At 62.9% G+C, this 15,385-nt stretch carries 18 protein-coding genes; 1 reads left to right on the top strand and 17 read right to left on the bottom strand.

Annotated features, from left to right (window positions below; translation table 11 throughout):
* Positions 1–2 precede the first annotated feature (2 nt).
* The 12 genes from virB9 to V473_RS19305 all read right to left on the bottom strand — a co-directional run bounded on the left by virB9 (position 3) and on the right by V473_RS19305 (position 8,913).
* A complete protein-coding gene (gene virB9, locus V473_RS19355) occupies positions 3–860 on the bottom strand; it encodes a P-type conjugative transfer protein VirB9 (RefSeq protein WP_066608940.1) in 858 nt (285 codons plus the stop codon).
* Positions 857–1,546 carry a VirB8 family type IV secretion system protein gene (locus V473_RS19350; RefSeq protein ID WP_066609068.1) on the bottom strand — a complete coding sequence of 230 codons (690 nt, stop codon included), beginning with the start codon at positions 1,544–1,546 and terminating at the stop codon, positions 857–859. The genes virB9 and V473_RS19350 overlap by 4 nt, the downstream gene beginning before the upstream one ends.
* Before the next feature lie 2 nt (positions 1,547–1,548).
* On the bottom strand, positions 1,549–1,866 hold the full coding sequence (locus tag V473_RS23125; RefSeq protein WP_082679253.1) for a hypothetical protein: 318 nt from the start codon (positions 1,864–1,866) through the stop codon (positions 1,549–1,551).
* Positions 1,867–1,880: 14 nt separating this feature from the next.
* Positions 1,881–2,825, bottom strand: a complete 945-nt coding sequence (locus tag V473_RS19345) for a TrbL/VirB6 family protein (protein WP_024020098.1) — start codon at positions 2,823–2,825, stop codon at positions 1,881–1,883.
* Positions 2,826–2,843: 18 nt separating this feature from the next.
* A complete protein-coding gene (locus tag V473_RS19340) occupies positions 2,844–3,071 on the bottom strand; it encodes an EexN family lipoprotein (RefSeq protein WP_024020099.1) in 228 nt (75 codons plus the stop codon).
* Positions 3,068–3,778 (bottom strand): TrbJ/VirB5 family protein, encoded by a 711-nt coding sequence (locus tag V473_RS19335; protein ID WP_024020100.1) that lies wholly within the window; start codon positions 3,776–3,778, stop codon positions 3,068–3,070. Before V473_RS19335 ends, V473_RS19340 begins: the two co-directional genes overlap by 4 nt.
* Before the next feature lie 4 nt (positions 3,779–3,782).
* Positions 3,783–6,200 carry a VirB4 family type IV secretion/conjugal transfer ATPase gene (locus V473_RS19330; RefSeq protein ID WP_066608934.1) on the bottom strand — a complete coding sequence of 806 codons (2,418 nt, stop codon included), beginning with the start codon at positions 6,198–6,200 and terminating at the stop codon, positions 3,783–3,785.
* On the bottom strand, positions 6,193–6,528 hold the full coding sequence (locus V473_RS19325) for a VirB3 family type IV secretion system protein (RefSeq protein ID WP_056366786.1): 336 nt from the start codon (positions 6,526–6,528) through the stop codon (positions 6,193–6,195). Before V473_RS19325 ends, V473_RS19330 begins: the two co-directional genes overlap by 8 nt.
* Positions 6,529–6,538: 10 nt before the next feature.
* Positions 6,539–6,880, bottom strand: coding sequence for a TrbC/VirB2 family protein (locus tag V473_RS19320; protein ID WP_066608933.1), 342 nt, complete (start codon positions 6,878–6,880; stop codon positions 6,539–6,541).
* Positions 6,877–7,551 carry a lytic transglycosylase domain-containing protein gene (locus V473_RS19315; protein WP_066608931.1) on the bottom strand — a complete coding sequence of 225 codons (675 nt, stop codon included), beginning with the start codon at positions 7,549–7,551 and terminating at the stop codon, positions 6,877–6,879. Before V473_RS19315 ends, V473_RS19320 begins: the two co-directional genes overlap by 4 nt.
* On the bottom strand, positions 7,548–7,910 hold the full coding sequence (locus V473_RS19310; protein WP_066608930.1) for a hypothetical protein: 363 nt from the start codon (positions 7,908–7,910) through the stop codon (positions 7,548–7,550). Before V473_RS19310 ends, V473_RS19315 begins: the two co-directional genes overlap by 4 nt.
* A 244-nt stretch (positions 7,911–8,154) precedes the next feature.
* Positions 8,155–8,913, bottom strand: coding sequence for an autoinducer binding domain-containing protein (locus V473_RS19305; RefSeq protein WP_066608929.1), 759 nt, complete (start codon positions 8,911–8,913; stop codon positions 8,155–8,157).
* 264 nt (positions 8,914–9,177) lie between these two features.
* Here V473_RS19305 and V473_RS19300 point away from each other — a divergent pair, with 264 nt between their 5' ends.
* The gene (locus V473_RS19300) at positions 9,178–9,744 is read left to right on the top strand and encodes a hypothetical protein (protein WP_066608927.1); all 567 of its coding nucleotides are present in this window, start codon (positions 9,178–9,180) and stop codon (positions 9,742–9,744) included.
* Positions 9,745–9,878: 134 nt separating this feature from the next.
* Here the strand turns inward: V473_RS19300 and V473_RS19295 are convergent, their stop codons facing one another.
* The 5 genes from V473_RS19295 to V473_RS19275 are packed head-to-tail and all read right to left on the bottom strand — an operon-like array spanning position 9,879 to position 15,370.
* Positions 9,879–10,628, bottom strand: a complete 750-nt coding sequence (locus V473_RS19295) for an HAD-IIB family hydrolase (protein ID WP_066608924.1) — start codon at positions 10,626–10,628, stop codon at positions 9,879–9,881.
* Positions 10,625–11,548 (bottom strand): NAD(P)/FAD-dependent oxidoreductase, encoded by a 924-nt coding sequence (locus tag V473_RS19290; protein ID WP_066608922.1) that lies wholly within the window; start codon positions 11,546–11,548, stop codon positions 10,625–10,627. Before V473_RS19290 ends, V473_RS19295 begins: the two co-directional genes overlap by 4 nt.
* A complete protein-coding gene (locus tag V473_RS19285; protein ID WP_066608921.1) occupies positions 11,545–14,085 on the bottom strand; it encodes a heavy metal translocating P-type ATPase in 2,541 nt (846 codons plus the stop codon). Before V473_RS19285 ends, V473_RS19290 begins: the two co-directional genes overlap by 4 nt.
* Positions 14,085–14,690 (bottom strand): cation efflux transmembrane domain-containing protein, encoded by a 606-nt coding sequence (locus tag V473_RS19280; RefSeq protein WP_066608920.1) that lies wholly within the window; start codon positions 14,688–14,690, stop codon positions 14,085–14,087. Before V473_RS19280 ends, V473_RS19285 begins: the two co-directional genes overlap by 1 nt.
* Positions 14,687–15,370: a ZIP family metal transporter gene (locus V473_RS19275; protein WP_066608911.1), complete on the bottom strand. Its 684-nt coding sequence runs from the start codon at positions 15,368–15,370 to the stop codon at positions 14,687–14,689. Before V473_RS19275 ends, V473_RS19280 begins: the two co-directional genes overlap by 4 nt.
* Positions 15,371–15,385: the final 15 nt, after the last annotated feature.

Genomic DNA, 15,385 nt, shown 5'->3' with positions numbered 1-15,385 from the left:
ACTCACTCCTTCGGGTCTTGTATGGTGCGCTCGACATGCGGCGATGCGGTGTTGGTGCCGTGATCGACGCCATAAGGTGTTGGCGCGAGATTATAGATGCACAGCACCTCCCGGTTCCGGCGCAGGCGCAGTTGAGCCGCCACGGCGTGGACGACCACAAACTCGTCCCGGACATCGAACGGGACCAAGGACTCCGAGCCGTCCGGTCGCACCAGATAGATCGCCGGGATTTCATGGTTGCCGGGGAAACGCAGGACCGTGAACTGGCCGTTGTCGGAGATCTCCGACGGCTGAAGATCACTGTCACCCTGGACCTTGTAGTTCAGATTGCGCGGTCCATCGATGACACCGTGGTCAAGGGCTCCCCGAACGGCGTTCGCCTGCAGCGCGGCAACGCGCTGCGCCTCCTGGGTGGCGCGCATGCGAGCGGCGCGATCGGCTTCATCGCGCGGGTAGCGAAACCGCACCTGGAAGAATGTGTCGCGGCTCCCGCTGCTGATCGGTCCCCGGCGTGCGGTCAGTTCGAAGGCGTAGTTGCGCAGCTCGCCGCCGCGATTGGTCGTGACGATGAGGTTGGTCGGTCCCGCCCGCTCGCGGGGCTTCAGGAACAGGATATGTCCGGCAACCGCCACTTCCCATGAGATGGTGTCGCCAAGCGCAACATGTTCGATCGTCTCATCGGCGCCGAGCACCACCTGGGTCGCCGTCCGAAATGTGCCGACGATCCGGTAGACCTGGGTCTCCTGATATTCGACGAACTTCACGCGCGGATCCGCCGGTCCACCGCGCGGGGTGTCCTCCGCGAGGGCAGGTGTCGCTATTATGACGAGAAGACTCGCGATGGAGAGAAGGCGCTTCACCGCACCACCTCAGGGTCCGCGCGGTAATTCTCGACCTGGAAGCCCAATGGATTGCGATAGCGGTCGCCCTCCGCCATCGGCCCATTCGTGTACCGGAAGGTGACGGTCGCGATCCAGTCGCTGCTCTGCGTATCGGTGTCTGTCTGCACCGTCCGCGTGAAGCGGACGTTTGCAACCCGATCGTTAATGAAGGCAATATTGCGCACGCGGGCCTGGACGACCGCACCCTTGCCCCAGACAACCTGTGGGCTCGCGGCATTGTTCGAGCTGAAAAACCTGCCCCAGCGCTGCTGCTCGCCTGGTTCGGACAGGATGGTAACAGCGCGAAAATTCTCCTCGGCCGCCGCCGGCAACCAGCTCTCCCTCGCCCTGACATATTGTGCGAGGAAGAATTTCGTGACCGCCTCATCATAGCGCATCGGCTTCTGGGTGAGGGTAGTCTGCACATCAACCGCGCCCGTCGTCTGATTGACGCGAATGATGTACGGCATGACCGTCTTCAGCGGGGCGAGGCCCGCAAGAGCGAAGCCCTCCGCGGTCGTGGCAAGCAGCGCCAAGCCGGCCACGACCCAGGCGATGCGTTCGGATCGCAACGATTTGCGCTGACGGTCCTGATCCCAGGATCGGGCATGCCCGAAATAGAGTTCAGCGTCTTTTGCCGGCACGCCTTCGGTCTGGTTCCGCATGATCAGCAACTCCCAAAGGTGCCGGGGGTCGCGCGCGCGGACGTCTTCTCGGGAAGCGGGGCGGGAACGGGCGGGGGCGGAGTGCCGGCATCAACTGGCTGTTTGATCTGCGGCACGGGCGGCGGGGCAGGGGGTGCGACGATTGCCGGGATCGGCGAACCCGGCAGCACGCTCCCGTAGATGTTCACCTCGCGCAGATGTTTGCCGTTGCAGACGGGTAGTTTCTTCGGCCCCGATGCCCCTTGGGCGAGTGACGGGAGCAGGGCGATGATGACTGCCGATCGACGGAGCACGCGGATTATGGTGGATGGCCTCGTCAAAGATGCTTCCTTCGTCATGCGCGGCTCACCGAACCGCCCTGCTGAGCGGCCTTTTCGAGATTGCGACTGTTGCGGGCGACGCGACGTTGCTGGAACGGCGCCGCCACGGTCCCCCACGCCGAGCCGGCAAAGGCACCGACACCGGCGGAAGCCCCGCCGGCTATGCCGGTTGCGATCGAGGGGGCCTGAAAGAAGAAGATCGTTCCCAGAAAGATATAGACGGCGAACAGTACCGCACCCAGCGCCGCGTCTCCGACACCTTCCGACGCAGTGATCGCGGTCGCACCAAGGTCGGTAATCAAGGCCGTGATGGCGATGATCACGGCCATCAGAACGATGAAGTTGAATGCCTGCCCGAGCCAGCCGTGGAACAGTCTGCGCGTAGTCTCAAAGAGAGAAAGCGCGATAAAGATCGGTCCGAGCGCGATGATGATGGCGAGCGCTACTTTCGCGAAAACCGTGATCGAGAACCCGATCGCCGCAGACAGTCCGGCGAGCGCTTTCAAACCGAGGCTCAGGACGTACAAAACAAGCTTATAGGGGTTGATATCGCTGTACGTTGCCGCCTCGGTCTCGATCCTCGCGATGATGACGTCACACTGGCTGAAATAGTCGTCGAACACGTTGCCAACGCTCGTGACAGTATGCCCCGCCAACGCCTGCGAGATCGCATCAGGCATGCCGTGGAATAGGGGGTTTGTTACCCACTCCGTGTAGGCGACCGTCGTGGCCGCAACGTAAAGCAAACATAGTTTTACCATTCGGTAGACCAGCTCGCCCCACGGCTCGCTGATAATGCCGCGCATCACCATGTAGCCGAACAGCGCGATGTAGATGACCAAACCAAGCGCGAGTGGGCCGCGCACAACCTCGATGACATTGTTCAGTCGCTCGTTGAGGAACATGTCGAGCTTGCCGTCGATGTTCGTGTAAAGCGTGGTGAAGAGCCCGTCGGCCATCTCATGTTTCCATCACGGTCAATGGGCCGGCGACAGCGAGCGCAGCTTTTGGTTGAGCGTCTTCACACTCTCTGCGTTCGAGCATTCCTGCGCGTCGCGATGCGTGCCATCGGCGCACGCCTTCAGGACTTCCGCGAGCTCTTGCGGGTGAGCTTTGAGGTAATCCTTTCCGCGGGCGGGGGGTTGGCACGCCACCAGAAACGCCGGGACCAAAAGCACAAATGCCCTGAAGATGGTTGCCTTCATTGATGAAGGCTCCCAAGCTTACTTGCTAAGATTTGCTCGCTCTCCTGCTGCGATCGAATGCGCTGCTCCGCCTGCTGCCTCATTGTAAGAGCCTGGAGTTGCACCGAGTCGTTCTGGATATGAGCATTTTCCACCCCGACACGGGCTTGAATATCCATCACGTCCTTCGCGTCAGACGCAGTGTCCAGCGACGAGCGCAGTTCCTCGAGACCCGTCGTCCGCTGGGCGGTGACGCCATATGCTGCCTCGGCAATCGCCGCGTCACGCGCTGCCATTTCGCCATTGCGGGAGATTGAATCGCGGCTTGAACGCTCGAAAGCGGTCGCGTCAGGGCGGAGCACAGGAAGATCGACCCGATAGTTGCTGCGAATCCGATCTGCGGAAGATCCAAGACTGCCGAGGCCTGTCGTGTCCGAAGACATAAGGCGCTGAATGTCCCGTGCTTCGCTTGGCAAGAGGTGACGAACGGCGTCGGTGTTCAGAGACGAGGCAATCTGATTGACGTTCGTCAGCTTGTTGACGCTGTTGAACATGTCGGTGGCCTGGGAAATCTGCTGCTTCCCCTGTTCGATCATCGACAGGGTGTTCTTCACCGTCGAGAGGGTCTGCAGGAACGTGCTGGAATCATAGACCGGGATGCCCTGCGCGAACGCCGGCACCGAGATCGCCAATCCGCCGACAACCGCCAGCGCTCGAATTGCTCTCATGACCTTATCCTTTCCTTCTGGTGGTGGCACGGCGGCGCTCGTGAAAGACGGGCAGCCATTGGCTGGGATCGTCGCCATGTTCGCGGCGAACCTGATCGAGGATTCCGACGGTTTCGGTGGTGCCCGAGAGCACGGCCAGCTCGTCGGAGAGGCCGCCGAGATCCAGTTCCACCACAATGGAATCGTGACCCTGCTTGACCAGAAACCGCCGGCTTTCGGGGATCAGATCGTTTCTGATGAGCTTGAACTCGGCGCGGGTGAGGCCGAGTCCATCGATATAATCAACCTCCCGGCCATGGGGGTTGGGCAAGAGGATCTTGGTAGCGACCTGCTCCATGATGCTATGCGAGATGTCCGATCGCAGAGCGTCAGCCGGGCTTTGCGTCCCGAACACCAGAAAGGCATTCTGCTTTCGGTAGGTCTTCAGGCCATCCTGCGCGAAGGCGCGGAACTCATCATCGCCCAGCGCCTTCCAGAACTCGTCGATATCGATCACGAGGCGACGGCCATCGAGCAGCGCATCGATCCGATGGAACATGTACATCATCAGCGGCGTGCGGATCTCGGGATTGTCCAGAAAATCCGTCATGTCGAAACCGATGAATCGGGCCTCGAGAGTCAACTCATCCCGGTCATTGTCGAACACCCAACCAAGTGCGCCGCCGCGCGACCATTTCTCAAGCCGAGCGCCTATCCCTTCCGGATCGCGCTGTCCGAGCAATTGACGAAGCGCGAGAATGGACCGCTCCTCCGGTGGAAGGCGTCCGATCGAGAGTATGCCCTCGTCGATCATTCTCTCCTGCGTGACGCCGAGCTGGGTGCCAGAAGGGGTCACCAGATGACGGATCAGCCTGCCGAGGAAGACGATGTTGCCCGGGGTCTGGTCAAGCGCGCGCAGCGGCGCAAACCCGGTCGGCACCCCATTGCGCAGCGCCAGATAGGTGCCGCCGGATGACCGCACGTAGATCTCGGCCCCTCGGTCCTTGTCGATGAAGATCTGCTGCGCGCCGGTTTTCTCCAGCTGCGCCATCAGGAAATTCTGGACGACGGTCTTGCCGCCGCCCGATGGGCCGATAATCAGCGTGTGGCCAAGATCGTTCACATGAAAGTTGAAATAGAAGGGAGACTGGGCCGCGGTCTTCATCAACGCGATCGCAGCACCCCAGTGATTGCCATCGGGCTTGCCGGCGGGGAAAGTGTGGAACGGCGAGAGCGCGGCAAAATTGCGTGACGTGATCGCCGCTGGCCGCGCACGCCATGCGAAGTTGCCAGGAAGCTGCGACCAGAAGGCGGCCTCCAGCGCCGGACCCTCCCGAGCGGCTACCAGACCCGCGTCGGCAAGGGCGGCCCGTGCGGTCGAGAGATTTTCGGCCAGGCGCTTCTGATTTTCACCGAAGACCGCCAGCGAGAAATGATGTTCGCCCAGGACGAACCGATTGCTCTGCAGATCATCGGCCGCGTCGGCCAGTTCAAGCGCCTGGCTTGCAGCGGCATCCTCCGTCGAGGCCATCTGGTTCTGCCGACGGCGCAAGCGCTCCGAGGCCCGCGCTTTGCCCATGAACGCGAAGGACTGCGTCACGACGAATGCGAAATCTTGGCTCAGGAGCGCGTTCATCTGTCCTGGCCGCGTCATGGCCGGATATTCGCGGATGCCGAAAAGGCCGACGAATCGGCTCGCATCATGCGCCCGGACCTCGACCGTCTCGCGGCCAAAGATCACCCGTTCCCCATAGATGGCGGAGCCGAGATGGCCGCGGACCAGGGGCACCCTGCCAGCGCGGCCCATCATCACCAGTTCAAACACCTCGAGTGGCTGCGAGAACATCAGGCCATTATGCTCGTACAAGTGGAGGCGTTGGGGCCGGCAGCGTGCGAGGAGCTTCTCAATGTCACGCGCCTTGTCCTCAAAGCGGGCAAGCTCGTCCTCATCGACTTCGGTCCCCTCTTTGCGCGCCGATGCCAGGCGTCGAAGCAGTACGCCGGTACGATCAGCCGATCCGACCGACGGCCGCATGATGAGGGTCAGGTAGAGTTCGTTGACGAACATCCGCTTGGCGGTCACCCGCGCGCGGTATTTTGCATCGAGATCGGCCGCAAAGGCCGAGCGAAACTCGCCTTCGGGATAGTCCGTGATTGGCCGGCGCACGATATGGGTCCAGATCGCGAGGCGATCGTCGGCGATGTTGCGCAGCGTGCCGTTGAGCTTTTCGTGCCAGTCGTTGAGATGGATTGGGTCGGCTGTCTCGAATGCAAGGCCTTCGAGCTTGAACATCATCATGAGGTCGCGCCCGTCGAGCGCAATGATATTGTCGTCGATATGACGCGCATAGGGGAGATAGCGCGCGGGGTCGGCCTCGTTCTTGAGGATCCGCCACGGCGTCCGGGCGGCAGCGCCGCCCAACGAACTGGCCCGGCTAGCCATGTGCAAAGCCCCGGCGTTTCGCCCCATCGATCGGCAGGGGCGAGTAAGAGCTACCGCCCCACCATCCCCGGTTGCGACAGCGAGCCTTTGTCGTTGTCCAGAGCCACAAGAGGCGGAAGGCGTTTGCGTCGTGCCGCACGATCAGCCGGGCTATGGCCAGAAAGGCCCCGGCTAGCGCAAAAGCGTAAAGCGGGTTGCCGGTGACGATGAGCGTCAGGCACGCCGCCAGCGCGATCGGCAGCGATGCTTCGATCGGAACGCCCAACCACATCGTCGGCCGGGTCACGGCCAGGAAGAGCGTTTCTTCCCTGAGTTTTTCATCGTCCATCACAGCGCACTCACGCGCCGCCAGTGATGGTATCGACGATCCACTGTGCGCTGAACACGATGAAGATGCCGACGATGACGGTGACCAAGAGCCCCAGGCTTGCCCGCCCGGTGAAGAACATGAAACCCACGATGACGACCGCGATCACCGCGATCGTTTTCGCAAAAGTACCGGTCAGCCAGGTCTTGATATTCTCGGCCATCGACGTGACGCCGTCGGCCGCTTGGGCATGGGCCGGATCGGTGAGCAGGAGCGACACCGCAATGACCGCGAAAAACAGTGCCAGATATTGCGCGAAAGTGCGCCGCCGCGGCGTCAACCATATCTTGGAATTGGTCGCTAAGGCAGTCATTCGGATTGTCCTTTCGGTGAACTGTTGGATGCTCCCCCAAAGACCATCAATGATGCCGTCTGCGGCCCCGCAGTGGTGTCCCATGCCTCTTGGACGCGCGGCGAGCGAACCTCCGCCGAAGGCTGCGCGACTGTGGGTTCCGGCTTCACTGGCGCGGGCAAAGCGGCGGGTTCTGGGATCGCTTGGCGCCTGATCGCCGGCACGACGACACTCGACGACGCATAGACGCGGCCGACGTAGCCATTTCCGAACCCGCGCGAACGACTGCCCGTATTGTACATCGACATGGCGGTCGCGATGGCCACCTCTGTAGAAGGGCTGGAGCGCACAACGTTCAGATAGTTGGAAGCCAGCACGCGTGCGGCTGCGGCGAGATTACGGCAGGGATCGAAAGCGTCATCGACCGACAGGCCAAGCCACCTGAGATTTGCGCTGTTGATTTGCCCCAGGCCAAGATCGATGTTGTAACCGCGGGCAATGAGCGATCGCGCGGCTGCGGCGGCCGACACCCGATCGCTGGGATGGGGTGCGGCAACGCCCTTCGCATTCACGCCGATGGCATAGGGGTTGAAATGACTCTCGGTGTGGACGACCGACACAAGCGTTTCGACCGCAACCGATGGTGCGCATTGCTGCGCCAGTCCGACCACGGTTGCGAGCTCGAGGATCACTGTGGTGTGGTCCCTTGTTCGCTGGGAGAAGCTGGCAAGCTTTCAATATTCGCAAGCGAATAGGATTGCTGCCGCCCGTCGGTGAACGTCATCACCACCCGGCGCCGCGAAGCGGAATCGCGATCATAGACCTTGGTCTTCGCAACGCCGCCACCGGAGCAGCCGGGGAATGAACCGCCTAATGCCAGACGCTCCCAGAGCTTCACCATAGGCGGCACGCAGGCGGGGTACTGGGTCGCACCGCCCGGGTTCGAGAGGCAAAGCAAAACCTGGCAGCCCAGATCGTTGGCGGACGCAGGAGCCCCCTGGGCGGACATCGCCACGATCGGCACGGCAAGGGCAAGGCGCAGGCGCTGCATCTGATTTCTCCGCTTTTCAGCGCCGCTGCATTAAAATGCGCCGACCACTCTCCGTTGAAAATCACCTCTCTTTTGAACCCGGTGGGGCAATTTCGGGCAATCCCCCCACAAGGGGGGAGGGGAGGTAGAACGTCGTGCAAGACGGCAGGAATGCAGGGAGGGCGGCGTTGATCGCCAGCCACCTCTTGAGCCTCAAGTCGAAGAGACCTGAAGCGCCTATTCGCTATCGTGGGGAGCGACGCTTCTAGACGAGCGCGTCGATGTTCAGATGTCCGTCTCGGACCGCGCGAAGCACGAGCTGGGTCCGGCGACGCACGCCATACCGCCGGCGCGCACCTTCGACATATTCATGGACAGTGTCGCGGCTCAGACCCAGAATCTGTCCGATTTCCCAGTCGCTCTTGCCCTGTGCCACCAGATCAATGCAGTCGATCTGGCGCGGGCTGAGCGCTATCGGGACGTTTGCCAGTTCATCGGGACCGAGAAGGGCTCGAGCCTGGTCGAACGCAACCGTGCCAATCAATCGGGCAGAGAGAAGGTCCGGGCCTGAGATCGTCTCGTCGCCTTGCCGCGCTACTGTAAACATCGCGTCAGGCTCATCGCGCATCCTGATCGGCATAGTAAACCCAGATGCCAGTCCATGCGCGCGACCCCGTTCAAGGATCGAAAGCTGGCGGGCATTGGGCGCGATATAATCGCCGATTTGATCCCAAGTGAGCCCGGACACGGTCTTGGCGCAGGCGACGTGTACGGGATCGTCAAGATGGAGGCGCGCGTCTATTACCTCCTCGACCCAGCGCGCCGGATAGGTGGTTATCAGCAGGGCTTTTCGGGTGGTGCGTTTCAGGTCGACATTGTGCACCAATGCGAACCAGCGGAATCCGAACTGGCGCACAATCGCATCGAGCAAGGATTTGAGCTGATCGAGCGTCGTCGCCTGCCGACATTCGGCTTCGAATGCGGTGATATCGCCCAAGCGGCCGGCATCCTCGAGACTACTCATAGTGCGAACGATTCGCATTTCGATAGCGGTTTCGTCCAGTCACCGTTCGGCGAAGCCATTGAAAAACAAGACCGGATGCGTTCTGCGGGCAGCTCCCCGCAACAAATGCACAGGTCGTCCTAGCCGGAAGTTGCCCGGTGCGATGATGAAAGGGCGCGCGTGACACTTTACCTCCGGGCAAAGTGTCACAGCCGACAAAATGATGAAGCCACCGGCCAAATGGGATTCACTTCACCCCCCATATGTGCTTGATTCAATCCCGTTATGTTGCACGCTCCGATCATCGGCGACAGCCACCAGCAACTGGATATGCCGTCCTTGTTGGAGATGCTTGCGCGGTCCTCGTCTCGGCCGCGCTACGCCTTCATGGTGCTCAACCTGATTGCCCAAGTTTCCCGTTCCGACGGCAGCGCAGGGCCGTTGGTAGCCAAAGGCGGCGGTCTCATTCCCTTGCGTGACTGGCTTTGCGATGCGCTGACGCCAATGGGGCAGCGCGACCCCCGTCGCGTAACCCTGGAAGAGCGGATACGCAGCGATCTGGCAATGTCCGGCGCGTTGCCGATGGATGAGGGTCAGGCCACGGCTATGGTCGAAGACGCCATCCGTGAGCAGGTACGGGCTTCGGGCAAGACGAATGTGAGCCGGGCGGTGTCGGAACTGGTGCGCGCTGGCTTGCTCAAGCGTCACTATCAAGGCTATTGCGTCGATCACCATAATCGCGGCGCGCAGCGCCAAGCCGTTTATATTTTGGCAGGGTGCGCGCGCGGTCTGATTGGCGGCAGACAAGAACAGCCAAGAGCGGTTCCACGCCAGGCTGAACTCGTGTTCTGATAGCCCCGGAATCGGCAGAATTTAACATAACCATTATTATCAAACTAAGAATTTTGTAGGGGTACGTGCTTGATTATGATGCGTTTCGTGCTCAATCCTCGTCGCGTTCAAAGATCAGCTGAGCAACTGGCCTTTCAATGCTTCAAACAGGCGATGATCGCTGACACGACAGCCGCAGTTTCGGCAACATCGCGGACCCTTATCGTGTCGATCCCGAGTTCGGCGGCGGGATAGTCATTACCACCGGGATAAATCGCGTCACCGACAAAAAGCATCCCGGCCAGCGGCACGCCGCTTTCCTTGCTCAACCGCTTCAGCCCATAGCCCTTGTCGACGCCTGCGCGGGTGACGTCGATCGAGGTAGTGCCGCCCAGGTTGATCGAAAGGCCGGGCAGCGCTGCTTGTAGCGTCTTCTGGAGCGCAGTCCGCTTGGCACGATCGGGGTCCCAGCCCTCCTTCGCTTCCAGCGGCGCGTCCTGGCCGAGTCCGGAAAAGGTAATCTGGCTTCCCCGATCCTCAATCCGTTCTCCCCAAATGCGTTCGTCGGCAAGCCCCGCTTCCGACAGCGCACGGTCGAACGCTGCACGGATGCTCGCCTTCTCCGCGTCATCGAATAGCTCGGCATAGATCGCGCGCCACGCACCATCGACAAAGCGGTAAAGCTTCGTGCCAGTGGTCGGCATCAACCACAGCCGCTCGCGCTCGGCCTCGACCGGCAAGCGCGAGGCGACTTGCCGGTCGAACTGCGGCCAGTCGCCGCCCGAAATTACCGCGACGTCGACGACCGCCAGCAAGCGCGCAAGCGTCATCGCCATCTCGGCTGACAAGGGGCGCTTGCTCTCCGCAAGCGTCCCGTCGAGGTCGAACACGATCAGCCATTTCATGACTCGGTGCCCCCCCCTTCCCGGTTGCGCAGATCATTGTGGAGGGCGGTCGCGGCGATCGCCGCGTGGCCCATCGCGACGCTGATCTGATCGAGCGACATAACGATATCGCCCGCCGCATAGACGCCGGCGACGCTCGCGCGCTGCTTGGTATCGACGACGATGCAACGATCGTCGCTCAGATCGATGCCGAGCTGGCGCGCGAGCGCATTGTTGCTGTCCGACCCGAGTGCCGGATAAACGGTATCGAAGTGCAGCTCGGTGCCGTTGGTCAAGTGGAGCGCAACACGGTCGTCCGAAAAGTCCATCCGGGCCAGCGGCTTCGGTGCAATTGCGATCCCGGCCGCCGCGAGCGCCGCGCGATCGTCGGGACCAAGGTCGATCGTCTCCTGCGCAACAAGCGTGATCCGTTCCGAGAAGGTGCGCAGGAACAGCGCTTCGGCAACGCCGTGCGTGTTCGCGCCGATCACCCCAATCGCCTGCCCGCTCGCCTCGTAGCCGTCGCAGACCGGACAGTAGCGCAGCATCCCCCGCTGCAACGCGTCGCGGTGCGTATCGGCATCGAGCGCAGGGCGGCGATTCTCGACCCCGGTTGCGATCAGGACGGCGCGCGCGGCGATCGTCACTGTGGACCCTTGCGCTTCAAAGGCATCGGCCTTGCCGTCGATCGTCTCAATGCGGTCCGCCAGTATCGTGGCGCCGTAGCGTTCCGCCTGTTCGCGCATCCGCCGTAGCAGCTCCTCGCCAGCAATTCCGTCTGGAAAGCCGGCGTGGTTGTGGGAGAGCGGTATCCATTTCGCTCGGCTATGCCCTTCATCGACTACGACGACACGGCGGTGATAACGCGCAAGATAGATCGCTGCAGTTAGGCCCCCCGGTCCGCCGCCGACGATCAAGGCGTCATAGCGATCTGCCGTCACGCTACTTGCTTTGCCGGATCGCGGTAGGCGAGCAACCGCAGCGCATTAAATACAACCAGCAACGTCGAGCCTTCGTGCATCGCCACTGCTGGGCCGATGCCAAGGCCGAGGATCGTCGCGGGCACGAGAAACGCGACCACTCCGAGGCTGACGAACACATTCTGCCGAATAATGCCGCGGGTGTGGCGGCTCAGGCCCACCGCGAATGGCAGATGCGCTAGATCGTCAGCCATGAGCGCAACGTCGGCCGTCTCCAGGGCCACGTCAGAGCCGGCTGCGCCCATCGCGATGCCGACCGTCGCCGACGCCATTGCCGGGGCGTCGTTGACGCCATCGCCGACCATCGCGACCTTATCCTCGCCGGCGAGCTTCTTGATCGAGGCAACCTTGTCCTCCGGCATAAGGTCGCCCCATGCCTCGTCGAGCCCAACATCCTTGGCGATGGCGTCGGCGACCTTCTGATGGTCGCCCGAGATCATGATCATTCGGGTGATGCCCATCTCGCGCAGCCGCTTGAGCGCAACCTTGGCTGCTTCACGCGGCGTATCCATCAGCCCGATCGCGCCGATGTCCTTATCGCCCTTGCGCACCACCATCGTCGTGCGCCCGCCCTCGCGCAGGATGGCGATGGCGTCGGTCGCAGCGGCATTCAGCGTGGGGATACCCTCCACGCCGAACATCTCGGCCTTGCCGATCCATACCGTTTCGCCGTCGACGATCGCGGTGACGCCGCGTCCGGTCAGGCTCTTGAGATCGGTCGCGGTCGGCAGCTCGCGCCCGCCCAAGCGCTCGCGTCCATCCTTCACGATCGCCTGTGCCAGCGGGTGATCGCTCAACCCTTCGACCGCGATGGCGAGCGCCAACAGATCCTCTTCGCTCGCGCCGTCGACGGGGACGACATCGGTGATGCGAGGACGGCCTTCCGTCAGCGTCCCCGTCTTGTCGAACGCGATCGCTTTCAGCGAGCCGAGGTTTTCGAGCGGCGCACCGCCCTTCACCAGCACGCCGCCGCGCGCGGCGCGCGCGACGCCGGACAGCACCGCGCTCGGGGTAGCGATCGCTAGCGCGCAGGGGCTGGCGGCAACCAGCACCGCCATAGCGCGATAGAAGCTGTCTCGGAACGGCTCGTCGACCACGACCCACGCGAACAGCAGGATGAACGAAAGGGCCAAGACGGCCGGCACGAAGACGCGCTCGAACCGATCGGTGAACCGCTGCGTCGGCGATTTCTGCGTTTCCGCTTCGCTCACCATCTTCACGACCTTGGCAAGCGCGCTTTCGTTGGAACGCCGCGTCACCTCGATCTCAATCGCGGCGCCGCCGTTGATCGTGCCGGCGAACACCCGCGACGTCGCCTCGACCGCGTCGGGCTTCGCGCGCGCTGCCTCAACATCGGCGACGGGTTCCTTGTCCACCGGGATGCTCTCGCCGGTAACAGGGGCCTGGTTGATCGCGCTCGACCCCTTGATGACGAAGCCGTCGGCGGGCAGGCGCTCGTTCGGGCGCACGACCACGACGTCGCCGACCACGAGTTCCTCGACCGGAAGCTCCGTCGTCTGTCCGTCACGGCGAACCGTCGCCTTTTCAGGCGCGAGTTCCGCCAGCGCCTCGATCGCGCGCTTGGCGCGACCCATCGCATAATGCTCGAGCGCATGGCCGAGGCTGAACAGGAACAGCAGCAGCGCGCCTTCCGCCCAGGCGCCGAGCGCCGCGGCGCCGGCGGCCGCGACGAGCATCAGCGTATCGATCTCGAATTTCTTGAGCTTTAGATTGTCGATTGCCTCGCGCAGCGTGAAGAAGCCGCCGAACACATAGGCGCCGACATAGAAGGCGGTCGGCAGCCAGTCGGGGGCGCCCGCCACCAGCTTTTCGATCGCGAAGCCGATCGCCAGCAGCGCGCCGCAGGCGAGCGCGAAGATCAGCTCGGTATTGGGGCCGAGAAAATTGGCATGGGCGTGATCGTGGCCATCGCCCGGTCCGTGCTTTTCTGCGCCTTCGGCATGGCCGCCAGGCCCGTGATCGTGCCCGGCATGGTCGCCGGCGCCGTGATCGTGTCCCGCATGAGAGCCGGCATGATCGGAGCCCGTGCGCTTGCCCGGCTTGACCTTCAGCTTGCCGAGCGCCGCGACGATCGCCGCCTCGTCGACGCGCTCCTTGTCATATTCGACGCGGACGCTGCCCGAGGCGCTGGCGTCGGCCTGCAGCACGCCGGGCATCTGGCACAGGGTCTCGCCCACAGTGCGGGCGCGGCGCTCGTGCCCGATTCCTTCGACCTGCCATGTCGCATGGCCGTATCGCCCGCTGATATCGGCGCCCGCCGCCCGCACCATCTCGCGCACACGCGGCAGCGGCAGCGCCGCCCCGTCGAAATGGATGCAGAGCTTCGCCGGCGTATCGCCATCGGCAGGCAGGACGTGCGCGCGCTCGACGCCGGGCTTGGCGCTCAGTGTGGAGACGAGACGCCCGACACAGGCATCGGCCGCGTCGGGAACCTCCGGCAGCAGGACGGGAATATCGAGTTCGAGCTTTTCGGTCATCACGCCGTCTCCGCGTTGGTCTTGGTTTCTGCCCGCGCGTCGCGCAGGATTTCGATGCCGCCCTTGATCGCAATAAGAGCGGTAGCCAGGCCCACCAGCAGATCGGGCCAATTCGTCCCCAGCCAAAGCACCAGGGCGCCCGCGATCAGGATGCCGCCATTGGAGATGAAATCGTTAAAACTGAACGTGGTCGCGGCACGCAGGTTCACATCGGGCTGCTTGAGCTTCTGGAGCAGGCGCAGGCAGACATAGTTCACGACGCCTGCGATGGCCGACATCACCATCATCGTCGGGCCGATCGGATCGCTGCCTTGGACATAGCGGCGGCCGACGTCGATCAGGATGCCAACCGCGAAGATCAGCAGCATGACGCCCGACGCGGTTGCCGCCCGCGTCTTCCACATCCGCCCGTGGCTGAGCGCAATAAGGCTCAGCGCATAGACCGCGGTGTCCGACAGGTTGTCGACGCCGTTGGCGATGAGCGCGCTGGAATCGCCGATCAGGCCCGTCACGAAGAAACCAACGGCGATCGCCGCGTTGAGCAGCAGCACGATCCAGAGCGTGCGGCGCTCGGCCGCGACCTTTGCGTCGGGTGAAGCCGTCATGCCATGATTTCCTCGATCAGCAGGAGGATGAGGAAGCCGACGAAGAACATCGCGCTGATCAGCGGCGAATCCGGTTTCTCGTGGGCCTCGACCAGCAGCTCTTCGGTGACGAGATAAAGCAGCGCCATCAAGCCGAAGCTCAGGAATCCGGTGATCCATATCGGCGACAGCAACGCCACCGGCTGCGCGACCAGCGCGCCGATCGGCACCAGCACCCCCAGCGCGCAGGTCAGGCCGATCGCCTTCGCCTTGCGATACCGCCCCGCCAGATCGTTGGTGAGGGTCAGGGCCAGGAACAGCACTTCGAGGGTCAGTGCGACGGCCAGCAGCGTGCCCGCTTTCTCGCCGGCGATGAAGGCGAGGCCGAGGACCAAGCCGTCTATCGCCAGATCGAGCCCGATCGCGGCAAGCAGCGCCACCGGCCCTTCAAAACGGCTTTCCGCCGCCTTGAGGCCGAGCATCACCGCGACGCCTAGCGCCCCGCCGATCAGCGTCGCGGTCGGGGAACCGGCATGCATCACCAGCGGCAGAATCTCCGTCGCAGCAGCGGCGAATACCACGCCGGCCGCTAGATGCTGCATGGCCGCTACCAGCTTCTCGCCGGGGGTGCGCCATCCGGCGATCAGCGCGCCGATCACGATCGCGATCATGGGGATCAGGGAGAATTTGAGCGCCGCCATCGTCAGCGCCCCTCT

Source organism: Sphingobium cupriresistens LL01 (assembly GCF_001046645.1).
Taxonomy (GTDB): Bacteria; Pseudomonadota; Alphaproteobacteria; order Sphingomonadales; family Sphingomonadaceae; genus Sphingobium; species Sphingobium cupriresistens.
The sequence above is the reverse complement of the archived record's forward strand: the minus strand, read 5'-3'. Positions and strand labels throughout refer to the sequence as shown.